We start from the raw sequence: 20,902 nt of genomic DNA on the forward strand, positions 1-20,902 counted from the left end.
GGAACCGAGAAATACCGGAAGTCTAACTGTTATGGCCCGTTGGTCAAGCGGCTAAGACGGCGGCCTCTCACGCCGCAAACGGGAGTTCGATTCTCCCACGGGTCACCAAATTTCTTCAAGAAAGATGTTGACAGTAGGCTGATGGTATGGTATAATAAAGCTGCACAGGAATGTGCAACGAAATAGTAGGTGTTAATGGTGACGAGGGTACACCTGTTCCCATTCCGAACACAGTAGTTAAGCTCGTTTACGGTGACAATACTTGGCTGGCGACGGCCCGGGAAGATAACTCAACGCCTACATCTAAAGCAGCAACGAAAGTTGCTGCTTTTTTGTTTTAATTATTTTTCTTGTGAGCTTGAAGTGAAGTTGGGTGTGCGTGGCAGCGTCTGTACCGGTATGCTTTTCGTAGTAATCAGCACGGGAGGCTTCGCCATGCAGTACATTCATTTGCCCTCTGGCCTAAGGCAATACCGCACAATTAAAGCAGCGGCGATTTGGCCGCGTCAAGTAAAGTTCGCAAAAGCCGCAAATTACAATATCAAGTTGAGCATTTCATCTGTTAGAATCAGTCTGGTGGCGGAAGACGATTCGCCCATAGCTCCACAGCCAGAATGTCATCATCGCTCTAATCTGAAATCCGCTTTCCCTTTGGTATAAAGCGTCGGATCAGGCCATTGTGGTTTTCTATTGCCCCTTTCTCACAGGATGTATACGGATGGGTAAAGTACACTTTCGTATTCGTTCCTGTTTCCAACTCTGCCAGCCGGGCAAACTCAGGATCGTTATCCGTTGTGATGGTACGGAATACCTTGCTGAAGTAATCCCCCAGTTCAGATTGCATCTTCTGAAAAGCAGCAGATTGATCACCTCAAGGCCCATAAATCCCCGAACCTGCTTGCCGCCGACATGGACATTGTTGGTGGCCTCCACGTTGTAAAGACGTTCGTTCTGAGCTAGCTCCGAGCTGAGCCGGTTTGCCGACATGGGCTTCTGTACGTTATCGTCGCATCATCTCGTATAGGCTTCATAGATTGCCTTGGAGCTGGCCTCGCTGTCGGCCTTGAAACGAATATAGCCCTCAGATTGCAGAAACTCGATCACATTGTTGCTACTGCGCTTGACCGTCTCCATATTCTCTCTGGCCTTGCCCGAAATGCTGAACTGATAGTTGTTCCCAATCAACCGGTGCAGACCCTCCAGACACCAGAGAAAATGCCCTCCTTTTCCTGCAATAGCTTATCCACCAGAAATGGATCATCCGCTCGGCCTGCGGGCCGGCCTTTGGTAGTCAGCATGATTTGGCGTCGGAAGAAGCCATCGGATTTGTCGTGCAGGGCGTTCAGCGCACCGTTTCCGAAGCAGAGGAAGCGCACATACAGCTGGCTCTAGTAGCTCTGGACGCCCTTGCGCGCCATGTCCATCTTGCACTCGGAGGTCACGATAGATTTGATATAGTTGGTCTTGGGCAATGCGCTCATGTCCATATCGTCATCCACCATCAGGAGCTTGTTTTCCAAATCCGCACGGCTGAACCGATTGCTCTCCACCTTCTGGATGCTGGTGGTATTCATGCTGTCCCCCAGCGGGGAGCGCATGACAAGACCGATGCGGCTTTTGCCCGCGCCGCCCTTGCCGATGAGCATGAGCATCTTCTGCCACTTGGTGGTGGGCAGCAGACAGTAGCCGAGAAACTCCTGCAAGGCGGGAATGTCCTCTGCTTGGAGCAACTCAGATAAGAATTTCAGCCAACGCTTCGACGCAGGTACGCTGGGATCGTAGGAGACGGTCAGGCGGTTGTTGCAGTAGCTATTGTCGGCACTGAAGCTGCCGTCCGTGAAAAACGTCCCGTTGGCAACATGGATGCGGTCCGTCTCAATGGGCAGCGGCGGCGAATAGGCTTGCAGCTTGATGCTGGCAAGTAAATTCGCAACCGTCTTGGAGAGATTGGCGGTCAGCACGCCGGAGATTGTCAAACTGGCAGATTGGGACACGGTGAAGTCAAACGTTTTTGCAAAAGCCGCGATACAATATGTGAGGTATCTTTTAAGGAAGGCATCCGCGAAGCAAGTTATCGTCTTGTATGTTAAATAGGTCACGACTTGCAGGGCGGTTGCTTTTTGCGTGAACTCCAGATAAAGCCTATTCTTTGGTTCCTAATGCGCAGTTTTGGCGCTCCGGTGTTAAAATATAAAAGCGCTCAAATAATGCAGTTGGAAACACACGCAAGGACCTGTTAAAATTTTTATAAAATATCTTTTGTATCTTTCATCCCTTTAGGTGCTCTCGTTCGTTATACTGACAGAAAAGGCGGTGAGGCGGTGGAATATAGCGATCATGAACTGGTGCGCGGGATCAAAGGCGGAGATAAGAGCGCACTGGAGCTTTTGGTTCGCCGCTGGTATCCGCGAATTTACGGATATGTTTTCAAATTGACCGGGCATGAGCAGGACGCTTATGACTTGACGCAGGATGTTTTTATCGCAATGATGCAGAGCATCGGCAGTTATACGCCGTGGCGGAAATTTGACAGCTGGCTGTTTACGATCGCGCATAACAAATGTATGGACTACTTTCGCTTTCGACAGAAAATCGTTCAGGTGGAAGACACCGTGTTCGACCGACCCGATCCGGCTGCCTCGTTTGAAGATATGGCAGCGGTCTCCATGTCCGTAAAAGCCGCGCTGGAGAAGCTGCCTGCCGCACAGCGGGAGGCAGTGATCTTACATTATTTCCATCAATTTACCGCAAAGGAGATCGCACAAATGACGAACACACCGCTGCCGACGGTCAAATCACGGCTTCGTGCCGCCAGAAATACACTCTCAGATAAACTGCGGGAGGACTTCGAATGAACGATCGAATGGAACAGGAAATCCGCCGCACCATTTTGCGGCTGCAAGCGTCCATGCCGGAGCCAAGGGACCGGCAGACGCCGGTCTTCACGCTGCTGCGGATCGCCGCAGGTGAAATAAACGGGGGCCTGCTGCTTGGGCTTTTCGCGGGTGCATTGATTTTCGGTCTGCTCAGCGTCAGGGCTTTGTCTATGCCGATGCTGACGATCTTCTGCACCGCGCCCATGCCGATGCTCCTGCTGTTCCACCGGTATGTGCTCGCCAGTAACCAGAACATGCGTGAATTGGAGGCTACATTTCCGTATTCCTATCCGGAGATGCTGGCTGCGCGGTCTGTCGTGATCTCATGCTGCATGTTCGGCGCTCTGGTGCTCCTTTCCGTGATGCTGCACGTTTCTGCGAGTGAGGCGTTTTTGCGGCTGGCGCTCTGCGGCGCGGTACCGAGCATTTATCTCTGCGCGCTGCTCCTGTTTTTGTCTGCTTCGCTCCGCAATTCGGAAGGGCTGTCCCTGCTTGCACTCGTCTTTTGGGCGGCGCTCTGCTTCCTCGTGACGGTACTGCCGTTTGACCGGCTTTTGCAGCTCTGCTCCACCGCTGCCTACGCTGTGCTGGCGGCTATCGGACTGATTTTATACGGCATTCTTGTATACAATGTTCAACGAAGGAGGGAGCATTATGACATGGCTCATATCGGATGAAGCCAGAAAGCATCGGGCGTTCCGCGAGGTCTGGGTCGCGTATCTCCTTGGCGGGTTGTACCTGCTGCTGGGGCTATACACGGAAATTTCGGAACAGAATTACAGCGTGCTCTATGATGCACGGCAAAAGTGGAATTTTGTTCAGCAGAATATCTATTCCTATGGCGCGACGCTGACGGCGTTTCTGCTTGCGGTCGGATTGCCACGGCTGGTCTGCTGCGAAAAGGAATACCGGACGGACGATCTTGTCGGGACGGCAGCGCTTGGCCGACGGTACACATGGAGGGCGAAAACGGCGTTTACGGTCCTCTATTGCGCGGTCGTTGTTTTCATCATCGGCGCAGCCAGTCTGCTGGTAAACGGCGGCGCGTTCGGGTTCGAAGGCGCCCTCTCCTCTGTTGCTGGATGCGTGTATTTTGCGGATACGGCGCTGCCGCCGATGTCCAATCTTGCGTACTGTGCGATCCAGTATGGCTTTCTGTTCCTGGGCGCGTTATATTTCGCCGGGTTTATCCTGATCGTCGCTGCGCTGACACGGCGGACAGCGCTCAGTCTGTTCCTCTGCGGCGGAAGCTATCTGCTGTTTTTCGCGTATTCCGCTGTCGGGCCTCAGCTGCCGGAGCTCCTTCGTGTGCCGATCGACGCGCTCTATCGGTTCGGCTTCGGTGGGTATCTGCTGCAGGAGAGCTATTCGTGGGTCTTTCCATATTTGTGGTCGGACGTATGGAAACCGGTCCTGCTGGGGATTGGCATGATCCTTCTGGAGTTTTTCCTCTTTTGGAGGATATGGAGGAGGAAAGCAAAGGCATGAAGGCTGATCTGATCCGCTGTTTCCGGAATCCGCTCTACTGGCTCGTTCTGGGCGCCGGGTTATCCGTCCGGGCTGTCCTCGCCTATTTCGATTCCCGATTCCGCAGCGATGCGTTCTGGTCCTTATCCGCAGAATTCTGGAATAAGATAGGCTCCGTAACACTCGGTTTTCTGGTTCTGCTCGTTCTGATCCGTCTGTTTTCCGCGGATCGTGAAACAGGAGTCTTTCCTGTCATCAACAGCACCGCCTATGGTCGAAGCACGCTGTTCCGGAACCGGTTGATTGCCGGGAGCATTGCCGCTTCGGCTGGTGCTGTGCTGTTAGCAGCCGGAAATCATGCGCTGTCAATTCTCATTTCCGGCAGGCTTCCCCAACCGGATGGTTGGAATCACGCATGGTTCCGCAGCACGGCGATCGTTCTCATCGGAACAATTGGATTTTTCCTCTTTGCAGCATTTGTATGTGACAGTCTGAAGAATCAGCCAGCGGCCATGTGCATCTGCGGAGCTCCGTTTGCGTTCAGCTATTTTATCAATGCCGATGTGCTGAAAAAGTTTGAATTCTTCTGGTTTGTCCGGTATGGATTTTTTGCAGAATGGATGCGTGGACGGAGAATCGGTGTGACCCCGGGAGTCTGGGGTGTCTGGTACGCGCTGTTATTGGGTGGATTATTATTGGCCGCCATCCATCAAAGAAAGGAGCGCAAGGAATTATGAAGCTTTCCTTCGAACATATAAGCAAGCTCTACGGCAATACGGCCGCGCTGCAACAGATCGACCTGACCCTCGGGTCAGGCGTCTATGGCTTGCTCGGTCCAAACGGAGCCGGGAAGACGACGCTGATGCGGATCATGACGGATCTGCTCGCCCCATCGACCGGACGTGTATTGCTAAATGGGCAAGACATTGCGGTCATGGGTGCCGCGTTCCGGAAAAAGCTCGGCTATCTGCCGCAGGATTTCGGCGTTTATCCGAATTTCACAGCGGAGCAGTTTCTGCTCTATATCGCCAGATTAAAGGGCTTGTCAAAGTTTGAGGCCAAGCGGCAGACGGATGATCTTCTGCATATGGTCGGTCTGGAGGACAAAAAGCAGAAAAAGCTGAAAGGTTTCTCCGGCGGACAGCGGCAGCGTGTGGGAATCGCACAGGCACTGCTTGGAGACCCCGAAATTCTGGTGCTGGACGAGCCGACAGCTGGGCTTGACCCGGAAGAACGGATCCGGTTCCGCGGTATCATCAGTGATCTTTCCCAGCAAAAGCTCGTTTTGCTGTCGACGCATATTGTATCGGACCTCGAAGCAGTCGCAAACGAAATCATTCTGCTTCGGAAAGGTGTTGTCCTCGGAATGCAAAAGCCTGCTTCGCTGCTGGAGCAGCTGAACGAGCAAGTCTGGCTCGTTACAGTTCCTGCTGCGGACGAAGCGGCACTCACAAAGCAATATACCTGCAGCAATGTCATGCACACAGACGGAAAAAGTGTGATCCGTCTGCTCAGCAAAAGCGCCCCTCGACCCGACGCAGTACCAACAGCACCCAATATGGAGGATATGTATCTATATTATTTCGGTAGATGATCGTCCGGATGATTCTGACTGGATCTCGGGTGCAGTAAAGTGCAGACTGTTTAGAAGGCAGCTTGCAAGTTTTTAGACCTGCAAGCTGCTTTTCTCCGTAAACTCAGAGCCGATTTTGCTGCCGAAAAATCTCTGGGAACAAAATTTGAGCGGTTGTTCGCAGCACCTCTCAGCAACTCATTTCGCGCATTTTCTGGTACGAAATCATTCAGTACAGAAAAATTACTGGCTCGTATTCGCGCCGTTCTCCACAACCACCGACAGAGAGGAAAAATAAGAATACAGCCAGTGGAAACTGTCAGCTTCAGAATTTGTTGATTGGCTATGAAAAAAGGCGGATCTATGTCGGAAAAAACGAAATCGACCTGACATTGGCGGAGTGAACCGCTCCCTGTCAATTAGACAGACGAAAAAACAAAAAGTTTTCTCCAGGACCTCATCTCAGAGGTCCTGGTTTTCATTTATGCAGCATCCAGCAAGCTGCGGTAATTCATTGGTGCGCCGTTACTTCCGGCTTAGACCGCTGATATGCCGGACGTTTTCTGCAGATGACAGCAAGCAGGCCGACAATATGTACCAAACGATAGAACCGATTCAGGTTCAGAATATCACAAGTCTCGGTTATTGCATACCCATCTTCGTGCATTTTCCGAACACAAATGTAGAGATATTCTTGTCTTACTCCGCTCAGCGCCACCTCATTTCGAGTTCCTCGAGTTTTTTAGCACTGCATTCTCCGTTTTCAATCTTCTGTTTCGGGCTTCCAGTATCCGGTTCTCGGCGCGCAGCTTCTCCGCTTCTGTCATCTCAGATTCGGCCTTACGCTTACCAGGCTTGTCTACCAGACCTTCTATGCCCTTCTCATTGTACTTTCTCACCCAGGAATAGATTTGCTGGTAGCTGACGCCGAATCGCGCAACAGCAGCAGCGTAGTCATTTTCATTCTCGATGCAGTAGCTGATAATTTCAATCCGTTCTTCGTATGTCGTAGTCCGTACTTTTTACAGATTGCTGCCTGGCTTCCTTCTCCGTTGAGTGGATGATCTCTTCCGGTATCCGTTTTGACATAATAATGCTCCCCTTAGTGTAGTCTCGAATTTTTGTTATTTCGAGTGTCTACTCTATGGGGAGCATATCAGCCTGTATTCTTATTCTTTATTCTTTTTTAAGCCTTGGTGTTCGAACCACACCAGACCATAAATTTGGCAGGGCACATCTTAAAAATGTCGCCTCTCGCGGGGCAAAACTGGAATTCTGATAAATCGAGTTTTGCAGCCTTTTCGTTCTAAAAGCAGCGCATTATATGTGAAAACGCCACACTTTCGTGCGGCGTTTTCGGCGTTGCATCTTTCATCAACACATTTTGGTGCGCCCGGTGCGATTCGAACGCATGGCCTTTGGAGTCGGAGCGGTGCTGTATGAGGTATTCATCCTGCATTTCCCGCTAAAACAGCGCAAATATTAGACATTTTTCACTATTTTTATACGTTTTCTATGCCTGTTGCAACCACCTGTATTCACCGGCAGTAGCCTGACAGTAGCCGCAATAGCTTCGGCTATTTTTCGACCGGTGGCAGGAAACCCTCGACCTGCTGGCGGTATTCGGTCTGCTCCTCGCGGAAGAACCGCTCCAGCAGGCTGTAATCCTGCTTTGTCTGCGCGGTATTCAACGCATGATAGTATTCTGCTTTGCGGCTATCATTTACCACAAAGGGGATAATATCGTTTTTCAGGCATTCCTTAAACAGGATCAGCCGCCCGGTTCGTCCGTTTCCATCCTGGAACGGGTGGATAGCCTCATAATCTGCATGAAACTTTGCCAATCCGTGCAGATCATGTTTGTCTGCTGCATTGTATTCGTCCAGAAGTGTCGTCATGCGTGCGTGGACATCCTCCGGCAGCGTAGTTGTAATATCCGATACGATATTCCGGCGGTTCTTGTATTCTCCGATCAGATAACCGTTTGCAATGTTCTCAAACACGCCGCTTTTCAGCTTGTAATGATACCGTTTCATCAGTCATGCGAAAGCGGCTCTTGATAGGTTTTCAGCATTTCATTGAACATCAGAAAGTGGCCGGTCATTTCCTCGATGTCTTTTGCGCGAATCAGCGCATCTTCCGACGTCAGGGTGCCGGTATCGAACAGAGATGCCGTCTGCTTTTCCGTTAATGTGCTGCCTTCAATTCTGTTGGAATGATAGGCGAGTGTTCTCTGTGCGAACGCGTATACGCCGCCGTGGTCATTTTTCTTCTGTTCGATCTGAAAACGCCGAATAAGCTGCGCGGTAAAACTTTCTGCCATAGTTATCTCTCCTGCTGTGCCAGATATCTGCTTTTATTATACCCAATCTGTTGCTGCTGTGCAAGGTGCTTAGCGATGCATCACCTTATACAGCAGGTCGAGGCAGGCATCGGTTTCGCTGTCAAAGACGGTAACATCACACTTTTCGCCGTTCACGGCGAAGAATACCTCCCAGCCCTGCGCTGTCCATTCCATGGAATAGCAGTTCGTACCGAAATATCCGGCGCTGAAGTTATACAGGTCTTCGGGTACTTTCAGATAGACCAGAATGGAATGCAGCTTACGGATAGTTAAATTCGGCAGGGTTTTATCAATATCGCAATAATGTGTCATGCGATAGAGCAGATTATAGCAGGCATCGGTTTCATTGGAGAATACCTTAACAGCACACTTGCTGCCGCGTTCAGTCGCATATACTTCCCAGCCTTGCGAGGTATGCTCTATTGTTTCACAGGCACCCAGTCGCATATTATTACCCAAGTCATAGGCACTGGCAGGGACTTTCAAATAGTGGAAGATCGCACGGAGCTGGTTTTGGTTCATTGCAGTCATTTAATAACCTCCTCTAGATAACCGTTTTCGATTAGTTCTTTAATATTAGTTGGCAGGCGGTACTGTATGCCGCCGCCTCGTTCGCCAAACGCCGGAGCGATTCTTCCTGCTTCTACATTTTCAATGGGTTTGATCACTCGATAAACATGATAGACATTCTGATTTTTATAATAGGGCAATGACCGCATTTTATATGGTGTACCTTTGGGTGCGGTAAAATCACCACCTGGTCCGCCATAGCGGTCGATTAAAGCACCGACATCAAGTGTTTCTATATGCTTTGTTCCTGCCACAAATCCATTATCCGGTGCGTATTTAGGATAGTCAACATGACCGCTTTCATCAAGGTATTTGGTATCACGGACAATCAGAGCATCTTCTGGCAGGTTGATTTCCACAGCGTTTTGAGCCGCTGTATTTTCAAACGCCGCCACATCATCAATCATCGCCGGAGCATATTTCTGGGCTAATTCATACGCGCTTACAGTGATTGAGGCAACACCGAGTGAATTCAGCCAGTGTTCAAGCGACAGCGGTTCATCCGGCGAAAATGCGCCCTTTACCATATCAGCGGTGCCCAGAGTCAGCCAGTTTACGATATTATAAAGTGAGGGATCTTTTGTCATCGCATCTGTGCGCGTTTTTAATCCCTCATAAAGACCGCTGACTGTACCCATAGTGAGCCAGTCAAGAAAGCCGCCGAGTGTTCCACGACCAATACGTTCCTGCTGGGCGGCAACAAAACCGTTCAGCAGTGCTTTGGCATCAGAGGGAATGCGCAGCAGTGCATCATACCAATTCGCATGATTGTCGGCGCTGGGTGATGCAGCAACAGTGGGCTGTTCCAATGCCGATGAAGATTCGTAAACCGGAATTACGGCACAGCGGCAGTGCGGGTGCAGTGGCGGAAGCAAGTCCTGCTGAATCAATTCATTCAGCGTAAAAGTTTTGTTGCTGAATGAAAGACAGGTATTACAAAGTCCCTGCTGATGTTCGACAATATACTGAAATTTGTGATAGCCGGCTTTGTCAAACTGATGCAGGAGATAATACCAGCTGGCTTGTATATAGGCACCGTCAATATCATCGGCTAATCGCTTGGAGGCTTTATCCCATACAAGAAGCAGTTCTTTTGCCATTTGGTCGGCAGTGCTGTTCTGACGTATGCAAATTGTGGATTGATTCATCAGCGCCTGCGTGGTCTGCTCATTGAATGAAGTCAGATCAGAATTTAGCTTGTACCGCAGACCGGTGGGAATATCTTCTGTGCCCATGATGAACAGCTTTGTGTATGCATTTATCGTATCATAAAGCTGTGCTTCGAACAAGGCTGAACGAGTACAAAGCTTCTGCCGTACCGTTTTTCCTTTTCGCCTTGCGGTGCGGGCAGAGATTCACGTTCTTTCCGTGTCAGGAGCGCATGAAATGCTGTAGAGGGGGAAGTGTCCTCGTCGATGTGCATATGTCGGAGAAAAAACCACGCTGTCTGTTCCCGAATTCGTCTGCTGGTGCTCTCTGCTTTCCGAAACGCGACTGTTTTAATTGCCTGCATGAAGTCCTCCGTTCAAGTCCCTTCTATTCTGGTGATTGATAGAATAGGACGAGATCCGGAACTTTGCAAGGTCATCTTTTGACCACCACCGTTTGACATACAAAGAAAACTGTAATACAATCGCACTACAAGGAGATGATTTTATGGCTATGGATGCAACACTTCAGATCCGCATTGACAGTGCAGTAAAGGAGCAGGTAGAAGCGCTTTACCGCAGTATGGGCACCTCGTTCGCTGAGGCTGTACGGATGTTTGCGCAGCAGAGCCTGCAGGAAGGCGGTATGCCATTTCGTCCGTCGCTTCGTGCATGGGATGATATGAGCGAAACGGAAATCAGTGAAAAGCTGTCGCGCAGCAGTGAGGATATTGCTGCCGGACGCATCTCTGCGCAGTGCGATATGGACGCTAAAGTAAAGGAGCTGCTTCAGAGTCGTGCCGCAAGGATATAAGATATCTTACACCTCAACAGCCGAGCGGGACATTACGGAAAAGCTGATGTATATTATGCAGCAGTATCGGGATACCGTAGTATGTTACGCGAAATGACGTGATTTTGTATTCGGTTGATGAAATCCACAGCTATGTGTACATTCGCAGTGTTTGCACACGCGGTCGAAATTTGGATTTGCATCTGTCGGAGCAGAGCGAAAGCATAGAGTAAAACGAAAAGAGCGGCAAGGCAGCTCCCGATAAGAAAACATCGTGAGGAAAGAGAGAACGGTATAGCTTCGGCTGTACCGTTTCCTCTTTTTTTCATTGATGCCGTGACTTTTGACATTTCCAAGACCCCGATACCCTTGTAGTAAATATCGATCTCCTGCGTCCGATTCTTGCCCTTCAGGTCGCTGGCCGCATGGACGATGATTTTCTCCACGAACTCATGGAGGATGCAGGGCGTGAGCTCCGGGATATCCGTGTACCTCTCCACAACGGAGAGAAAACGATCACCATCCGCCGATTTGCTTTCCTCCAGCTCCACTTCTTTCCGAAGGGAACTCGTCAGCCCCTTGAGGTCCCGTTCTTCCTTCTCATAGTCCGCAGAGAGCTTCTGAAAGCGTTCATCGGAGAGCTTGTCCGAAATGTTGTCCTCATAGAGCCGCTTGAAGATAGCATCCAACTCTGTGATCCGCTTTGCAATATTCCGGTCGCGCTGCCGCAGGTCACTGTCCATGACCAGCCTCACAAACTCGTCCTTGCTGCGGGAGTCGAAGGAAACGATCTCCCGCGGGAGTCGCTGATGGCTGAGGCGCAGATGTGCCGGAGGGTGTTCTGCCGGGAATAGCGAAAAGAGAACAGCGCAGCTTTGGGGCGAGATGCCCGTCCGCTGCGCTGTCCGATGTTCGCTTACGGGGTCATGCCATGTTTAGCCGTATGTCAGCCGGTCACTTCTTGCAGCGCCAGAGGAAGGTCACGATCTGCGCTCTGGTGCAATCCACATTGGGGCTGAATGTCGTGCTGGTGGTTCCCTTGGTGATGTTCTCCTTGACCGCCCACAGTACCGCATCAGCATAGTAGGCGTCAGACTTCACATCGGCAAAGGGATTGGCTGTACCCGCTGCCGGGGACTTCTCGGAACGCCACAGGAACGCGACGATCTGGGCGCGGGTGCAGGTCATGTTGGGGCTGAACGTGGTGTCGCTGGTGCCCTTGGTGATGCCGTTTTCTACCGCCCACAGCACAGCATCGTAGTAGTAGCTGCCCACAGGAACGTCGGTGAAGGGCATGGCGCAGGGTTCGGGTTTGGGACTGCCAGCGGCACGCCACAGGAAGGTCACAGCCTGCGCACGGGTGCAGATGCCGTCCGGGGAGAAATGGGTATCATCGGTTCCCTTGGTAATGCCGTTCTCCACTGCCCAATCCACAGCATCCTCATAATAGCTGCCGGTGGCTACATCCACAAACACGCCGGTCTGGGGGTTGCCGTTGGCTTTCGTAAAGATGACCTCGATGGTATGGGTTCTGCGGACATTCTCAAAGGTGTAGGACTTCACCGCGCCGATGCTCTTGCCGTCGATCTTGACGTTGGAGATGGCATAACCCTTATCCGGGGTGATGGTGAAGGTCCGATCTCTGCCCTCACGGACGCTGACATTGCCGGAGGGAGAAATGGAGCCGCCAGCCCCGGCAGTTGCCTTGATGGTGTAGTAGCTGTAAGAATGGCCGCTGCCATTATAACGCCAGTGTGCCTTATAGGTTCGGTTGCCAGTGCTGCCCGTGGGGATGGTGACGGTCATATTGTTCTCGCCGTCAAGCCCCGTGCCGCTCCAGCCGGTGAAAGTATAGCCGGATTTGGTAGGATTCTTGAGGGTGAAAGCCACCGTTTCGATGGTGTAGGTGTTGGGATTGCCCTCCACAGTGCCGCCGGCCAGATCATAGGTAATCGTGTACTGGTTGACTGTCCACTGCGCCGTCAGCGTGGTTACGACCTCCGGAACGCTTTCACCGGGGGCGTACAGGTTTCTGTCGCTGCCAAGCCACATAAAGTAGCGGCCTGTATTTCCGTCCGGGCGGGTCAGGCCGTCGGACGCAGGCGCGGTAAACTTGCTGCCGTTTTTCACAATGATTTGAATAGTATCCGTGCTGCCGCCCAATTTGCCGCCGCCAAGATCAAGGGTAACGGCCTTCAGCCCGTCAGAGCCCGGTGAGCCGGGGTTCGGGACTTCAAGGACGGGGCGGAAACCGAGGTCGACGTTCTGATACGAGGACGAGTAGTAATACCAGTGGCGGGCCGAGTAGTACCCACGAACCGCACGGAACCCACGCCCAAAGTTCGTAGTATCCTGCCCCCACGAATACACCTTATTCCGGTTTTTGATATATCCGTCGTCCTTATCCAGTACCCTGTCCCATTCGTTGCTTTGGGGCGTGCCGCGTTGGGACTCACCAGAGCCTGTATAACGACTTCCCACAGACGGCGCACGCAGCGTATAGTCCACGCCGCTGGCGGCATAGTCCTTGCCGAAAATCAGATTTGCGGTATTCAGGTCATCCCAGTTTATTTTATGTGTTACATTGTAGTCCGCAATAAACAGGCTGTGGGGATACTTATTCTGCTGTGCATACTCCTCGGTGGTTGCCATTGCTGATGTGAGCTTGTAGGCGTCCACTGTCCCGGCGTAGGTAAAGGGGACATAACGCAGCGTATTATCCGGCAAATTGCTGTTCGCCGTGCCGGGAATGCCCGCGCCGGAGAGGTCAAAGTAATAGGTGCTGCCGCAGGTGAGGGCAAACTGTTCGTCCACCTGCTTTCCCGCCGTCAGCGCAATGTTTGTAAAATTGCTTGCGTAATCGGTTTTGCGGTCGCCGTTATACTGTTCGCTGAAAACCTTCAGGGTATAGCTGCCCGGTGCAAGGTCGGATGGGATTTCGATTTCAACCGTTCCTGTTGCTTCGGTGGGCTGTGCCACTCTGCCGTAATACTTTGCGCCGCTGTTATCCGCAAGGATGACGGAGATATATTCATTTGTCCCTGTGGTCGCCCCACTGTAATGCAGCGTAAGGGGATCACCGGGGTTGCCGCTGGCGGTTGTTTCCGTTACGGCAAAATTGCGGCTATTATCTAAAAGCGTCAGCTTCCACTCGTTTCCGGTGTGTTCGGAAATCGGGGTCAGCCCTCCGTCGGGCTTTCCGTCCACAGCGGCAGATGTGAAGAGGACAGCGTTCAGATTTAGGTTAAAAGCGGGACGAACACCAAACTCATCGGAAGTATGGTACATGCCATCGTCGAGGACTTCACCGTTACCATGCACAACGGCAGCACTGGAAGATAATTTGCATGGGGAGCGCAGCCACCAATGGTACATCGCCCAATTTGTATGTTCTTTATTCACAATTCGCAGATCCTGATTTACCGCATGCGCTTCCGCTATGGAAAGCGGCCAGAATACAGCGTTATCCACCTGCGCTCCTGCTACACAGTCGGTATTCTCTCCGTTGTAGCTTCCGCTTGCAAGCGTCCGTTTCTTTACGGCAGCATTTTCTTCTGTCGTCAGCTTTGCTTCAAGCGCGTCTATTGCGGTTTTCAACTCACTCGGTGCATATTCGCTGCTATAATTAACGCTGTCAAACGCAGCTTCTCCCATAGTGCCTGCCGCAAGCAGGGTCATATCCCCCTGTGCGCCGGCAACGCCGCTTCCGTCATAGCCGATTACACGCCATGCAGCGGGATTGTTTCCATGGTCTTGCCCAAAATATACGGTCGGTGCGGCCTCTGTGTTTACATTTTTATTCAGTGCGTTTGTGCCAAGCTGTATCGCCTTTCCTGTATCCGCCGCAAACGCCACGGTGGGGAGCATACACGCCGCCATGCAAAGGCAGAGCAAGATACTGAGTATTCGTTTTTTCATTGGTTTTCCTCCTCCTGTTCGTGTCGAGTGGGCTTGTCCGCCCCGTCTTTTTTCTGATTTTCTCTGTTTCTGAGCCGGAAGCACAGCGCGGTGATGACCACCGCCGCTGCAAAGGAGACGACTGCCACCAGCACATAGCCGCCTGCGTCCTCCCGCAGCAGCATTGCGCCGAACACGCCCCATGCGGCGGTTTGTCCCGGCCCGACGACCGCGCCCGCTGTCTGCATCAGCGCCGCGCACAGCAGCATACACACTGCGGAGAGGCTTATTGCCTCGCGCCGCTGCCTCCGGCGGGTGTTTTCCTGCACCCGTTGCTTGACGAGTGCGACCCGCCTTGCGGTATCGTACATTCCGCTTGAACCTCCTCTCTGGATTTTTTGAAATGCGGCTTAAAAACCCCTTCACTTATATAGGTACAAAAAATCGAAAAAACTCTCACCCAAAACGCAAAATTTTTCAAAAAAATTTGAGAGCCGCCAAAAGGCAGCTCTCAGGGAGTGGGTATTCGGTTATTTCCTCCGCGATAAGCGGAATGCAGACCATCTTCCCGCCGCCACCAACAGCACCGGCAGGGCGTAGGCGATGTACTGCGCCGCACCGCCGTAGGCGATGAGCAGATTGTATATGGCATGGAATGTTATCGCCGCGCCCAGCAGCCCGCACGTGCCTGCGATCTTCAGCCACGTCCGCCGCCACGCATACGCAAGTCCGCCGCCTACGATCAAACCGCAGAGGACGTGCATGGCTCCCGTGCCGAAGCCACGGAAGAAGATGAAGGAAAAGCGGTCTGCGCCGTTCTGAATGAGATAGCACACGTTTTCAAAGGTGGCAAAGGCGAGAGTGACTGTTATTGCGGCGGCCTTGATTTTATCGCCCTCCGGCTCGAACACCAGAAGATAAAACACCAGCGGCAGCAGCTTCATCGTTTCCTCCACCACCGGCGCGATCTCCGCCGTGGCGGCAAGGGCATCCGCCTGACACACCGCCGCAAGGAAGGTGTTGATATAGGCCGAGAGCAGACACACCCCCATCCCGGCAATGCAGAACAGGAAAAAGCGGAGCTGCCGCCTGCCCATGCACAGGGCAGCCACCAGTAGGGGAGATACCATGCAGAGGAAGATGTTTTCGATGTAGGTCACGCTTCCACCGCCTTTCTCGTGGCGGGCAGCAGCCCCAGAATCGCAAGCGTCAGCAGCATATCGCACCAGAAGGTGGGGCTTGCCGGTGAGGTATCCGGCCAAAAGCAGCCCACCGTCCACAGCAGATATTCCGAACCGGCAAAGCACAGCACGCCGATGTGGAAAAACCGCATATTCCGTGCCGTGCCTGTCTGTCCCTTGGCGTAGACCAGCCCCCGAATGGCGCAGTAAGAGAGAACGATCATCATGCCGCACCAGATCAGGTTGGAGAGAATATCCCCGAAGGTGCAGTAGAACACCAGCAGCGGCACGCCGAAAGCAGGCGCAAGCCATGCCCTGCGGCAGCGGAAGCTGCGCTCATCTGCTCCTGCCAGCGCTGCTTGCAAAATGCGCAGGAAAATTACGCTGGCCACCCAGCCGAACTCCGACACATAGAAAACGCGCGGTGTGGTATCGAACAGCAGCAGATACAGCGTCCAGTAGAGCGCACCGAGGGCAAAGCAGCCATAGAAGCACAGCAGCAGAAAATACACCTGTCGCCCACTTTTTCGGTAGGAGATACCCGAGAGCAGCGCGCCGACAAACGTGGTCAGCAGTTGCAGCAGGTTCTCAATCAGCTCCATGCGCATCCTCGCTTTCCCTGTTCTGCCCGTCTTCACAGCTCATCTGTCGCAGCCGGAAGCACAGAACCGTTACGCATACGCCGAGTAAAAACGCCAAAAGTCCGATGACGATGTAGCCCAAAGCCGCGCTGCCGCCGTACATACTGGCTGCCGTTTCAAAGCCCACATAATCGCCTGTCTGGATTTTCGCGGCAATGCCGGGCATGGCGAGGGACGCGCCGATGAGCAGCACAAGGCACGCCGCCACCGCGGAAGCCATGGTGATCGTATTGCGCCGCAGCCGTTTCTCCCGCTCCATTTTGGCAATGCGCCGCTTTGTCTCCGCGACGCGCTCCTCATGACTCCGCATTTGTGATTCCCTCCCGTTCTAAGAGCCTTCGCAGACTTTCTTTTCCGCGATACACCATGTTGGTGATCTGCTTCACCGTTTTTCCTGTGACCTCCGCCGCCTGCGCGTAGCTCATGCCTTCAAAATAGGTGAGGTACAAAACCTCCCGGTAGTCCGGGTTCATTTCATCCATGCAGAAGTGCAAGACGCGGTTTCGCTCCTCCGTCTGTATGACCTCCTCTGCCAGCAGCCGCCCCTCCGGCTCGCCGGTCAGCGCATCGAGGCTGAACAGCGGCTTTCGTTTGCTCTTGTGGCGCAGCGCCATGTGCCGCGCCGCCTTATAGAGATACGCCTTGAAGCCGCCGTCCCGGATGCGGGGCTTTTTGGTGAACAGATAGGCGAAAACATCTAGCATCAGCTCCTCCGCCTCGTGAACGTCGTGCAGATAGCCGTCGATATACAGGGTCAGCGGGTCGCCGTATTTTTTCATCAGGGCATTAAGCCCTTCGTCGTCGCCGCTCAGATATTGGCGGTACAAAGCCTCGTCGCAGGTCATAGCGTTCACTTCCTTTTTGCGGATGCTTCAAATGCAGCCGGGTGTCCGTCAGGTGCTTGTCCTGCCGGAATCGCGGTGCTGCTTCTGAAAGCGCGGGTCGGACGGCTTTTCCACGTTTTCCGGGATCGCCCATGAACGCCCGAACCGGGACGCACCAGGGATCCGCCCCTCGGCGCAATACTGATTGACCCGCCGCTCCGACACGCCCCAACGGTAAGACGCCTCCCGAATGGAGATATAGTCCTTGATCCCGTTCATTACCGCACCTCCGCATGGATAATACTTAACATGATACATTGTATACGAATATCCGAAGAAACACAAGGTGTCCGGCGAAGTGGGCAGCGAAAGGTTACGGATAGGAGCGACATTTTTTTGAAAAAGTCCTCCGAAATCTGGCCAAAACGCCCTGTTCAGATTGTAGTATGGGTAGAAGGAGAAATACGGGGGTACGAAGTAGTCAGCAAGCACAGCAAGCGAGTACCCGCTTGCGGATTTTGAGATTTTCAGGTCCCTTGCCCGAACAGTCAAAATTGCTTGTTGGGGCGCGGGTCTCCGGTGGAGACCTCAAAGCGTGAAGCGCTTTGAAGCGCCGACCGCCGAGCGTCAGAAGGCGCGGCGGGAGGAGCAGGACTACGCCGCCGTGCGCCGGAACGTGGAGGAGTTCCTGTCCCCACCCCGGCAGGCGCCGGCACGGCAGAAGGATATGGAGCTGGAATGACCCCTGGGACAAACTTTTTGCCGCGATCTGCGTTTTCCCCTGGGTCTTTGCCGAAACGTCAGATATAATGAAGATACAAACGATTTTGAAGGAGGCGAACCCCATGACAAGAGGCGAGGCATTGCCGCTCTTTTTTACTGTTCTGTCTACCATATAGTAGCCTGCACAGTAGCCTCAATTTTACTCCGTTAAAGCAACCCTTGAAAAAGTAACAAAAAACCGCCCGTTCCAACGGAACAGACGGTTATCAGTGGTACGCCCGGTGCGATTCGAACGCATGGCCTTTGGAGTCGGAGCGGTGAGCTTTGAGAGCTAACGTTCGAATTTACGGTGAAAAGTATATGAAAATAAGGGATTTACGGATATTTTCGCCTTGTGTGACAGGGTGGATACCGCTGCTCAGAGTCGCCCGGTCGCCTGAATAGTCGCCTCAGGATAGGTTGAGGTTGTAGCTCTTTATATCTCATGATAAACTGTCACACCAAGAAAATCAACATTCATATTCTTTAGTAGTGACTTAGATTTGGCTCAGTGTTTAACTGAGAGAAAAACGTATGCAATCCGTCGATAATTTAATTTTTGAATTGCAGATCAGTCAATTTGATGTTATGATAAATATCACAAGGGACTATATTGAAAATATAAAATAATTAATTTATATTCTAAATTTATGTATTGATAAAATAAAAGGAGTACCCTTATGACAATATCAGAACAGATTAAAGTGCTTTGCGTGCGCTGCAATATCAGTGTCGCAGAGTTGGCAAGGCGTATGGGGACTACCCCTCAAAATTTTAACTCAAAAATGAAACGAGAGAGTTTTACAATCTCTGATTTAGAATATCTGGCAGAAACATTGGGGTGTTCTTTTGAACGCTATTTTGTCCTTCTAGATGGAGAAAAGGTTTAATGGGAGGATATGCATGAATTTATTACGTTTTAAAGATAATGCCTCAAATCGGGACGTGATTTCCCTATTTTCTGGTGCAATGGGGCTGGATATTGGCCTTTCAAAAGCTGGCCTCAATATCGTAATTGGACAGGACTTTGATCCTTCTTGTGTCGCAACTATGCGTGCCAATGGGCATAAAGTTTTGGGTGGTGACATCCGTAAAATTAATGAAGCAGATTTATTGGAACAGACTGGATTGGCACAGGGAGAGCCTTTCCTGATTTGCGGGGGACCACCCTGCCAGCCATTTTCTACTGCTGGTAAGCGGCTGGGGATTAACGACCCGAGGGGCAGTCTATTTATGGATTTTATCCGTATGATTGACTATATTCGTCCCCGTTTTTTCATTATGGAAAATGTAAAAGGGATTATGTCTGCTCCGTTAAAGCATATGCCACTTGCAGAGCGTGATAAAAACGATCCTAAACAGCATTTAGGAACTGTATTAGATGTTATCCTCTCTGAATTTAACAAATTAGGATACAAAACAGTGTATGGGATTTTGGATGCCGTCAATTATGGTGTACCTCAATTCCGAGAACGGTTTGTGTTAATTGGAAGTCGGGACAATGAAGATATTTTTCTGCCATTCCCGACGCACTTTCAGATGCACCAAGACTCGCAATACCGCTGGCGTACCTTGAATGATACAATCCGAGATTTGGAAAATAATTGTGGGGAATGTGCTGCCTTTAGTAAAGACCGCCTTGCATATCTCCGTCTTGTCCCGGAAGGCGGAAATTGGCGTGACCTACCGGAAGATATTCGGGAAGAAGCATGGGCGGTGCCTATAGCTCCGGCGGCGGAAAAGTTGGTTTTTATCGGAGATTATCTTATAGCCAGCCTTCACCAACTTTAGTAACCTCGCCAGTGCAAAAAGCAACCATGATGTGTCATCCGACCCAAGACAGGCCTTTGAGTATCCGGGAATATGCCCGTATCCAGCAGTTCCCTGATGATTGGCGGTTCATAGGGACAAGCGTGGCAAAATACAGGCAAATTGGCAATGCTGTACCGGTTGGACTGGCATTGGCATTGGGAAATGCTGTACTTTCTGTTGCAGATCAATCCGCTGAAATCCGCACAAAACGTTTTAGAGGAACAGACATCCATCAAAAACTGAAACAAGCTATCGAAATAGGAGGAAACTATTATGCCAATAAATAGCAATTACAATGAGGAAGCTATCGTAAAAGCAATTGCAACTGCATTGGATAATTTTTACACTAACTTAATCGGCAATATTGACAAGCTCAACATCAAAAAAGTTATGAAGCGCAAGAATCCGTACCTATTCCGGGCGAAGGCTATGAATGGGGCTGCACAAATTATTGACGCAATCCTCGCTGCCTTTGTCTCATCATCCGAGGAAACAATATTTGGAAATGTTTTCTTTGAACCTATTGCTACCGCTGCTGCACAAGGACAGAAAGCATTGGCAGAAGGCGTTGACATTATGGTGGAGCGCGACAATACCATTTATGCTATCGCTGTAAAATCTGGCACAAGCGTTTTTAATGCGGACAGCCGCAAGAAACAGGAACAGAATTTCATGGCGGCAAGCAAACTGGCGCAGCAGGCGAAGAAACGCTTCGTCCCGATTGTTGGTTACGGTTATGGAAAGAAGAAAGCTTCCAACCGCGGGCTTCCCAAGTTCTATATGGAATTGGCAGGCAAGGATTTCTGGACGGAATTAACCGGAGATGAAGAATTCTACATAAAGCTAATCCGTTTCATGGACAGGCTGCCAGAGAAATATGTGGAAGAATTCGATGCTTCCTATCAAAAAGCTTCAAACCGGCTCGTTCGTGAGTTCACCCAAGAGTTTTGCTTTGAGGATGGTAGTATTGACTGGGAGAAGCTTGTTAAATTCAACTCTGGAAATTAACATCGG

At 51.4% G+C, this 20,902-nt stretch carries 27 protein-coding genes, 1 tRNA gene, 1 rRNA gene and 1 pseudogene; 14 read left to right on the forward strand and 16 right to left on the reverse strand.

Going from position 1 to position 20,902, the window contains the following annotated elements; genetic code table 11:
- Positions 1-33 precede the first annotated feature (33 nt).
- The 3 genes from DXB00_RS12470 to DXB00_RS16715 all read left to right on the forward strand — a co-directional run bounded on the left by DXB00_RS12470 (position 34) and on the right by DXB00_RS16715 (position 660).
- A tRNA-Glu gene (locus DXB00_RS12470) sits at positions 34-108 on the forward strand.
- A gap of 77 nt (positions 109-185) precedes the next feature.
- Positions 186-302: ribosomal RNA gene (gene rrf, locus DXB00_RS12475) — 5S ribosomal RNA — on the forward strand.
- A gap of 133 nt (positions 303-435) precedes the next feature.
- Positions 436-660: a hypothetical protein gene (locus DXB00_RS16715; protein ID WP_188886863.1), complete on the forward strand. Its 225-nt coding sequence runs from the start codon at positions 436-438 to the stop codon at positions 658-660.
- Here DXB00_RS16715 and DXB00_RS12480 read toward each other — a convergent pair.
- The 3 genes and pseudogenes from DXB00_RS12480 to DXB00_RS18300 form a co-directional block, all read right to left on the reverse strand.
- A pseudogene (locus DXB00_RS12480) lies at positions 632-856 on the reverse strand (IS30 family transposase); the annotation flags it as partial. The gene DXB00_RS16715 and the pseudogene DXB00_RS12480 overlap by 29 nt on opposite strands.
- A 155-nt stretch (positions 857-1,011) precedes the next feature.
- Positions 1,012-1,185 (reverse strand): hypothetical protein, encoded by a 174-nt coding sequence (locus DXB00_RS18295; protein ID WP_243022737.1) that lies wholly within the window; start codon positions 1,183-1,185, stop codon positions 1,012-1,014.
- Between the two features lie 203 nt (positions 1,186-1,388).
- Positions 1,389-1,994, reverse strand: a complete 606-nt coding sequence (locus DXB00_RS18300; protein WP_243107222.1) for a DUF5906 domain-containing protein — start codon at positions 1,992-1,994, stop codon at positions 1,389-1,391.
- A gap of 327 nt (positions 1,995-2,321) precedes the next feature.
- Here DXB00_RS18300 and DXB00_RS12490 point away from each other — a divergent pair, with 327 nt between their 5' ends.
- From DXB00_RS12490 to DXB00_RS12510, 5 genes are read left to right on the forward strand one after another with little or no spacing between them, the layout of a single operon-like run.
- Complete coding sequence (locus tag DXB00_RS12490) at positions 2,322-2,855, forward strand: RNA polymerase sigma factor (protein WP_158578365.1); 534 nt, start codon at positions 2,322-2,324, stop codon at positions 2,853-2,855.
- A complete protein-coding gene (locus DXB00_RS12495; RefSeq protein WP_118730088.1) occupies positions 2,852-3,553 on the forward strand; it encodes a hypothetical protein in 702 nt (233 codons plus the stop codon). The genes DXB00_RS12490 and DXB00_RS12495 overlap by 4 nt, the downstream gene beginning before the upstream one ends.
- Complete coding sequence (locus tag DXB00_RS12500; RefSeq protein WP_118730087.1) at positions 3,531-4,364, forward strand: hypothetical protein; 834 nt, start codon at positions 3,531-3,533, stop codon at positions 4,362-4,364. The genes DXB00_RS12495 and DXB00_RS12500 overlap by 23 nt, the downstream gene beginning before the upstream one ends.
- Complete coding sequence (locus DXB00_RS12505; RefSeq protein WP_118730086.1) at positions 4,361-5,080, forward strand: hypothetical protein; 720 nt, start codon at positions 4,361-4,363, stop codon at positions 5,078-5,080. Before DXB00_RS12500 ends, DXB00_RS12505 begins: the two co-directional genes overlap by 4 nt.
- Positions 5,077-5,937: an ABC transporter ATP-binding protein gene (locus DXB00_RS12510; protein ID WP_118730085.1), complete on the forward strand. Its 861-nt coding sequence runs from the start codon at positions 5,077-5,079 to the stop codon at positions 5,935-5,937. Before DXB00_RS12505 ends, DXB00_RS12510 begins: the two co-directional genes overlap by 4 nt.
- Positions 5,938-6,635: 698 nt before the next feature.
- Here the strand turns inward: DXB00_RS12510 and DXB00_RS18305 are convergent.
- From DXB00_RS18305 to DXB00_RS17380, 5 genes are all read right to left on the reverse strand, one after another.
- Positions 6,636-6,908, reverse strand: a complete 273-nt coding sequence (locus tag DXB00_RS18305) for a helix-turn-helix domain-containing protein (RefSeq protein WP_118730084.1) — start codon at positions 6,906-6,908, stop codon at positions 6,636-6,638.
- A 585-nt stretch (positions 6,909-7,493) separates the two neighbouring features.
- On the reverse strand, positions 7,494-7,952 hold the full coding sequence (locus DXB00_RS17370) for a Fic family protein (protein ID WP_243107223.1): 459 nt from the start codon (positions 7,950-7,952) through the stop codon (positions 7,494-7,496).
- Complete coding sequence (locus DXB00_RS17375; protein WP_243107224.1) at positions 7,952-8,239, reverse strand: hypothetical protein; 288 nt, start codon at positions 8,237-8,239, stop codon at positions 7,952-7,954. The genes DXB00_RS17370 and DXB00_RS17375 overlap by 1 nt, the downstream gene beginning before the upstream one ends.
- Positions 8,240-8,308: 69 nt before the next feature.
- Positions 8,309-8,791: a hypothetical protein gene (locus tag DXB00_RS12525; RefSeq protein WP_118730071.1), complete on the reverse strand. Its 483-nt coding sequence runs from the start codon at positions 8,789-8,791 to the stop codon at positions 8,309-8,311.
- Positions 8,788-10,065 (reverse strand): glycohydrolase toxin TNT-related protein, encoded by a 1,278-nt coding sequence (locus DXB00_RS17380; protein WP_243107225.1) that lies wholly within the window; start codon positions 10,063-10,065, stop codon positions 8,788-8,790. Before DXB00_RS17380 ends, DXB00_RS12525 begins: the two co-directional genes overlap by 4 nt.
- A gap of 421 nt (positions 10,066-10,486) precedes the next feature.
- Between DXB00_RS17380 and DXB00_RS12535 the strand changes: the two genes are divergently transcribed.
- Positions 10,487-10,792: a type II toxin-antitoxin system RelB/DinJ family antitoxin gene (locus tag DXB00_RS12535; RefSeq protein WP_118730091.1), complete on the forward strand. Its 306-nt coding sequence runs from the start codon at positions 10,487-10,489 to the stop codon at positions 10,790-10,792.
- Between the two features lie 53 nt (positions 10,793-10,845).
- Here DXB00_RS12535 and DXB00_RS16720 read toward each other — a convergent pair whose 3' ends face one another.
- From DXB00_RS16720 to DXB00_RS16725, 8 genes are all read right to left on the reverse strand, one after another.
- Positions 10,846-11,514: a DUF4368 domain-containing protein gene (locus DXB00_RS16720; protein WP_199677308.1), complete on the reverse strand. Its 669-nt coding sequence runs from the start codon at positions 11,512-11,514 to the stop codon at positions 10,846-10,848.
- 211 nt (positions 11,515-11,725) lie between these two features.
- Positions 11,726-14,689, reverse strand: coding sequence for an S-layer homology domain-containing protein (locus DXB00_RS12545; protein WP_118730070.1), 2,964 nt, complete (start codon positions 14,687-14,689; stop codon positions 11,726-11,728).
- Positions 14,686-15,039 carry a glycosyltransferase gene (locus DXB00_RS12550; protein WP_117488292.1) on the reverse strand — a complete coding sequence of 118 codons (354 nt, stop codon included), beginning with the start codon at positions 15,037-15,039 and terminating at the stop codon, positions 14,686-14,688. Before DXB00_RS12550 ends, DXB00_RS12545 begins: the two co-directional genes overlap by 4 nt.
- Before the next feature lie 159 nt (positions 15,040-15,198).
- Positions 15,199-15,828, reverse strand: coding sequence for a PrsW family glutamic-type intramembrane protease (locus tag DXB00_RS12555; RefSeq protein ID WP_242988032.1), 630 nt, complete (start codon positions 15,826-15,828; stop codon positions 15,199-15,201).
- The gene (locus DXB00_RS17385) at positions 15,825-16,451 is read right to left on the reverse strand and encodes a histidine kinase (RefSeq protein ID WP_243022729.1); all 627 of its coding nucleotides are present in this window, start codon (positions 16,449-16,451) and stop codon (positions 15,825-15,827) included. The genes DXB00_RS12555 and DXB00_RS17385 overlap by 4 nt, the downstream gene beginning before the upstream one ends.
- Positions 16,438-16,800: a DUF4179 domain-containing protein gene (locus DXB00_RS12560; RefSeq protein ID WP_118730069.1), complete on the reverse strand. Its 363-nt coding sequence runs from the start codon at positions 16,798-16,800 to the stop codon at positions 16,438-16,440. The genes DXB00_RS17385 and DXB00_RS12560 overlap by 14 nt, the downstream gene beginning before the upstream one ends.
- Positions 16,787-17,335: an RNA polymerase sigma factor gene (locus DXB00_RS12565; protein ID WP_243022728.1), complete on the reverse strand. Its 549-nt coding sequence runs from the start codon at positions 17,333-17,335 to the stop codon at positions 16,787-16,789. The genes DXB00_RS12560 and DXB00_RS12565 overlap by 14 nt, the downstream gene beginning before the upstream one ends.
- A 48-nt stretch (positions 17,336-17,383) precedes the next feature.
- Positions 17,384-17,593, reverse strand: coding sequence for a helix-turn-helix domain-containing protein (locus tag DXB00_RS16725; RefSeq protein ID WP_199677307.1), 210 nt, complete (start codon positions 17,591-17,593; stop codon positions 17,384-17,386).
- Positions 17,594-17,909: 316 nt separating this feature from the next.
- Between DXB00_RS16725 and DXB00_RS16475 the strand changes: the two genes are divergently transcribed.
- From DXB00_RS16475 to DXB00_RS12585, 5 genes are all read left to right on the forward strand, one after another.
- On the forward strand, positions 17,910-18,056 hold the full coding sequence (locus DXB00_RS16475; RefSeq protein WP_158578364.1) for a hypothetical protein: 147 nt from the start codon (positions 17,910-17,912) through the stop codon (positions 18,054-18,056).
- 700 nt (positions 18,057-18,756) lie between these two features.
- Positions 18,757-18,966, forward strand: a complete 210-nt coding sequence (locus DXB00_RS12575; RefSeq protein ID WP_118730068.1) for a helix-turn-helix domain-containing protein — start codon at positions 18,757-18,759, stop codon at positions 18,964-18,966.
- A gap of 13 nt (positions 18,967-18,979) precedes the next feature.
- A complete protein-coding gene (locus DXB00_RS12580; protein WP_199697291.1) occupies positions 18,980-19,867 on the forward strand; it encodes a DNA cytosine methyltransferase in 888 nt (295 codons plus the stop codon).
- 11 nt (positions 19,868-19,878) lie between these two features.
- Positions 19,879-20,175 carry a DNA cytosine methyltransferase gene (locus tag DXB00_RS16730; RefSeq protein WP_199697293.1) on the forward strand — a complete coding sequence of 99 codons (297 nt, stop codon included), beginning with the start codon at positions 19,879-19,881 and terminating at the stop codon, positions 20,173-20,175.
- Positions 20,162-20,896: a PmeII family type II restriction endonuclease gene (locus DXB00_RS12585; protein ID WP_118730066.1), complete on the forward strand. Its 735-nt coding sequence runs from the start codon at positions 20,162-20,164 to the stop codon at positions 20,894-20,896. Before DXB00_RS16730 ends, DXB00_RS12585 begins: the two co-directional genes overlap by 14 nt.
- The last annotated feature ends 6 nt before the right edge of the window (positions 20,897-20,902 follow it).

It is taken from the genome of Butyricicoccus sp. OF10-2, from assembly GCF_003481925.1.
In the GTDB taxonomy this organism is placed as follows: Bacteria; Bacillota; Clostridia; order Oscillospirales; family Butyricicoccaceae; genus Agathobaculum; species Agathobaculum butyriciproducens.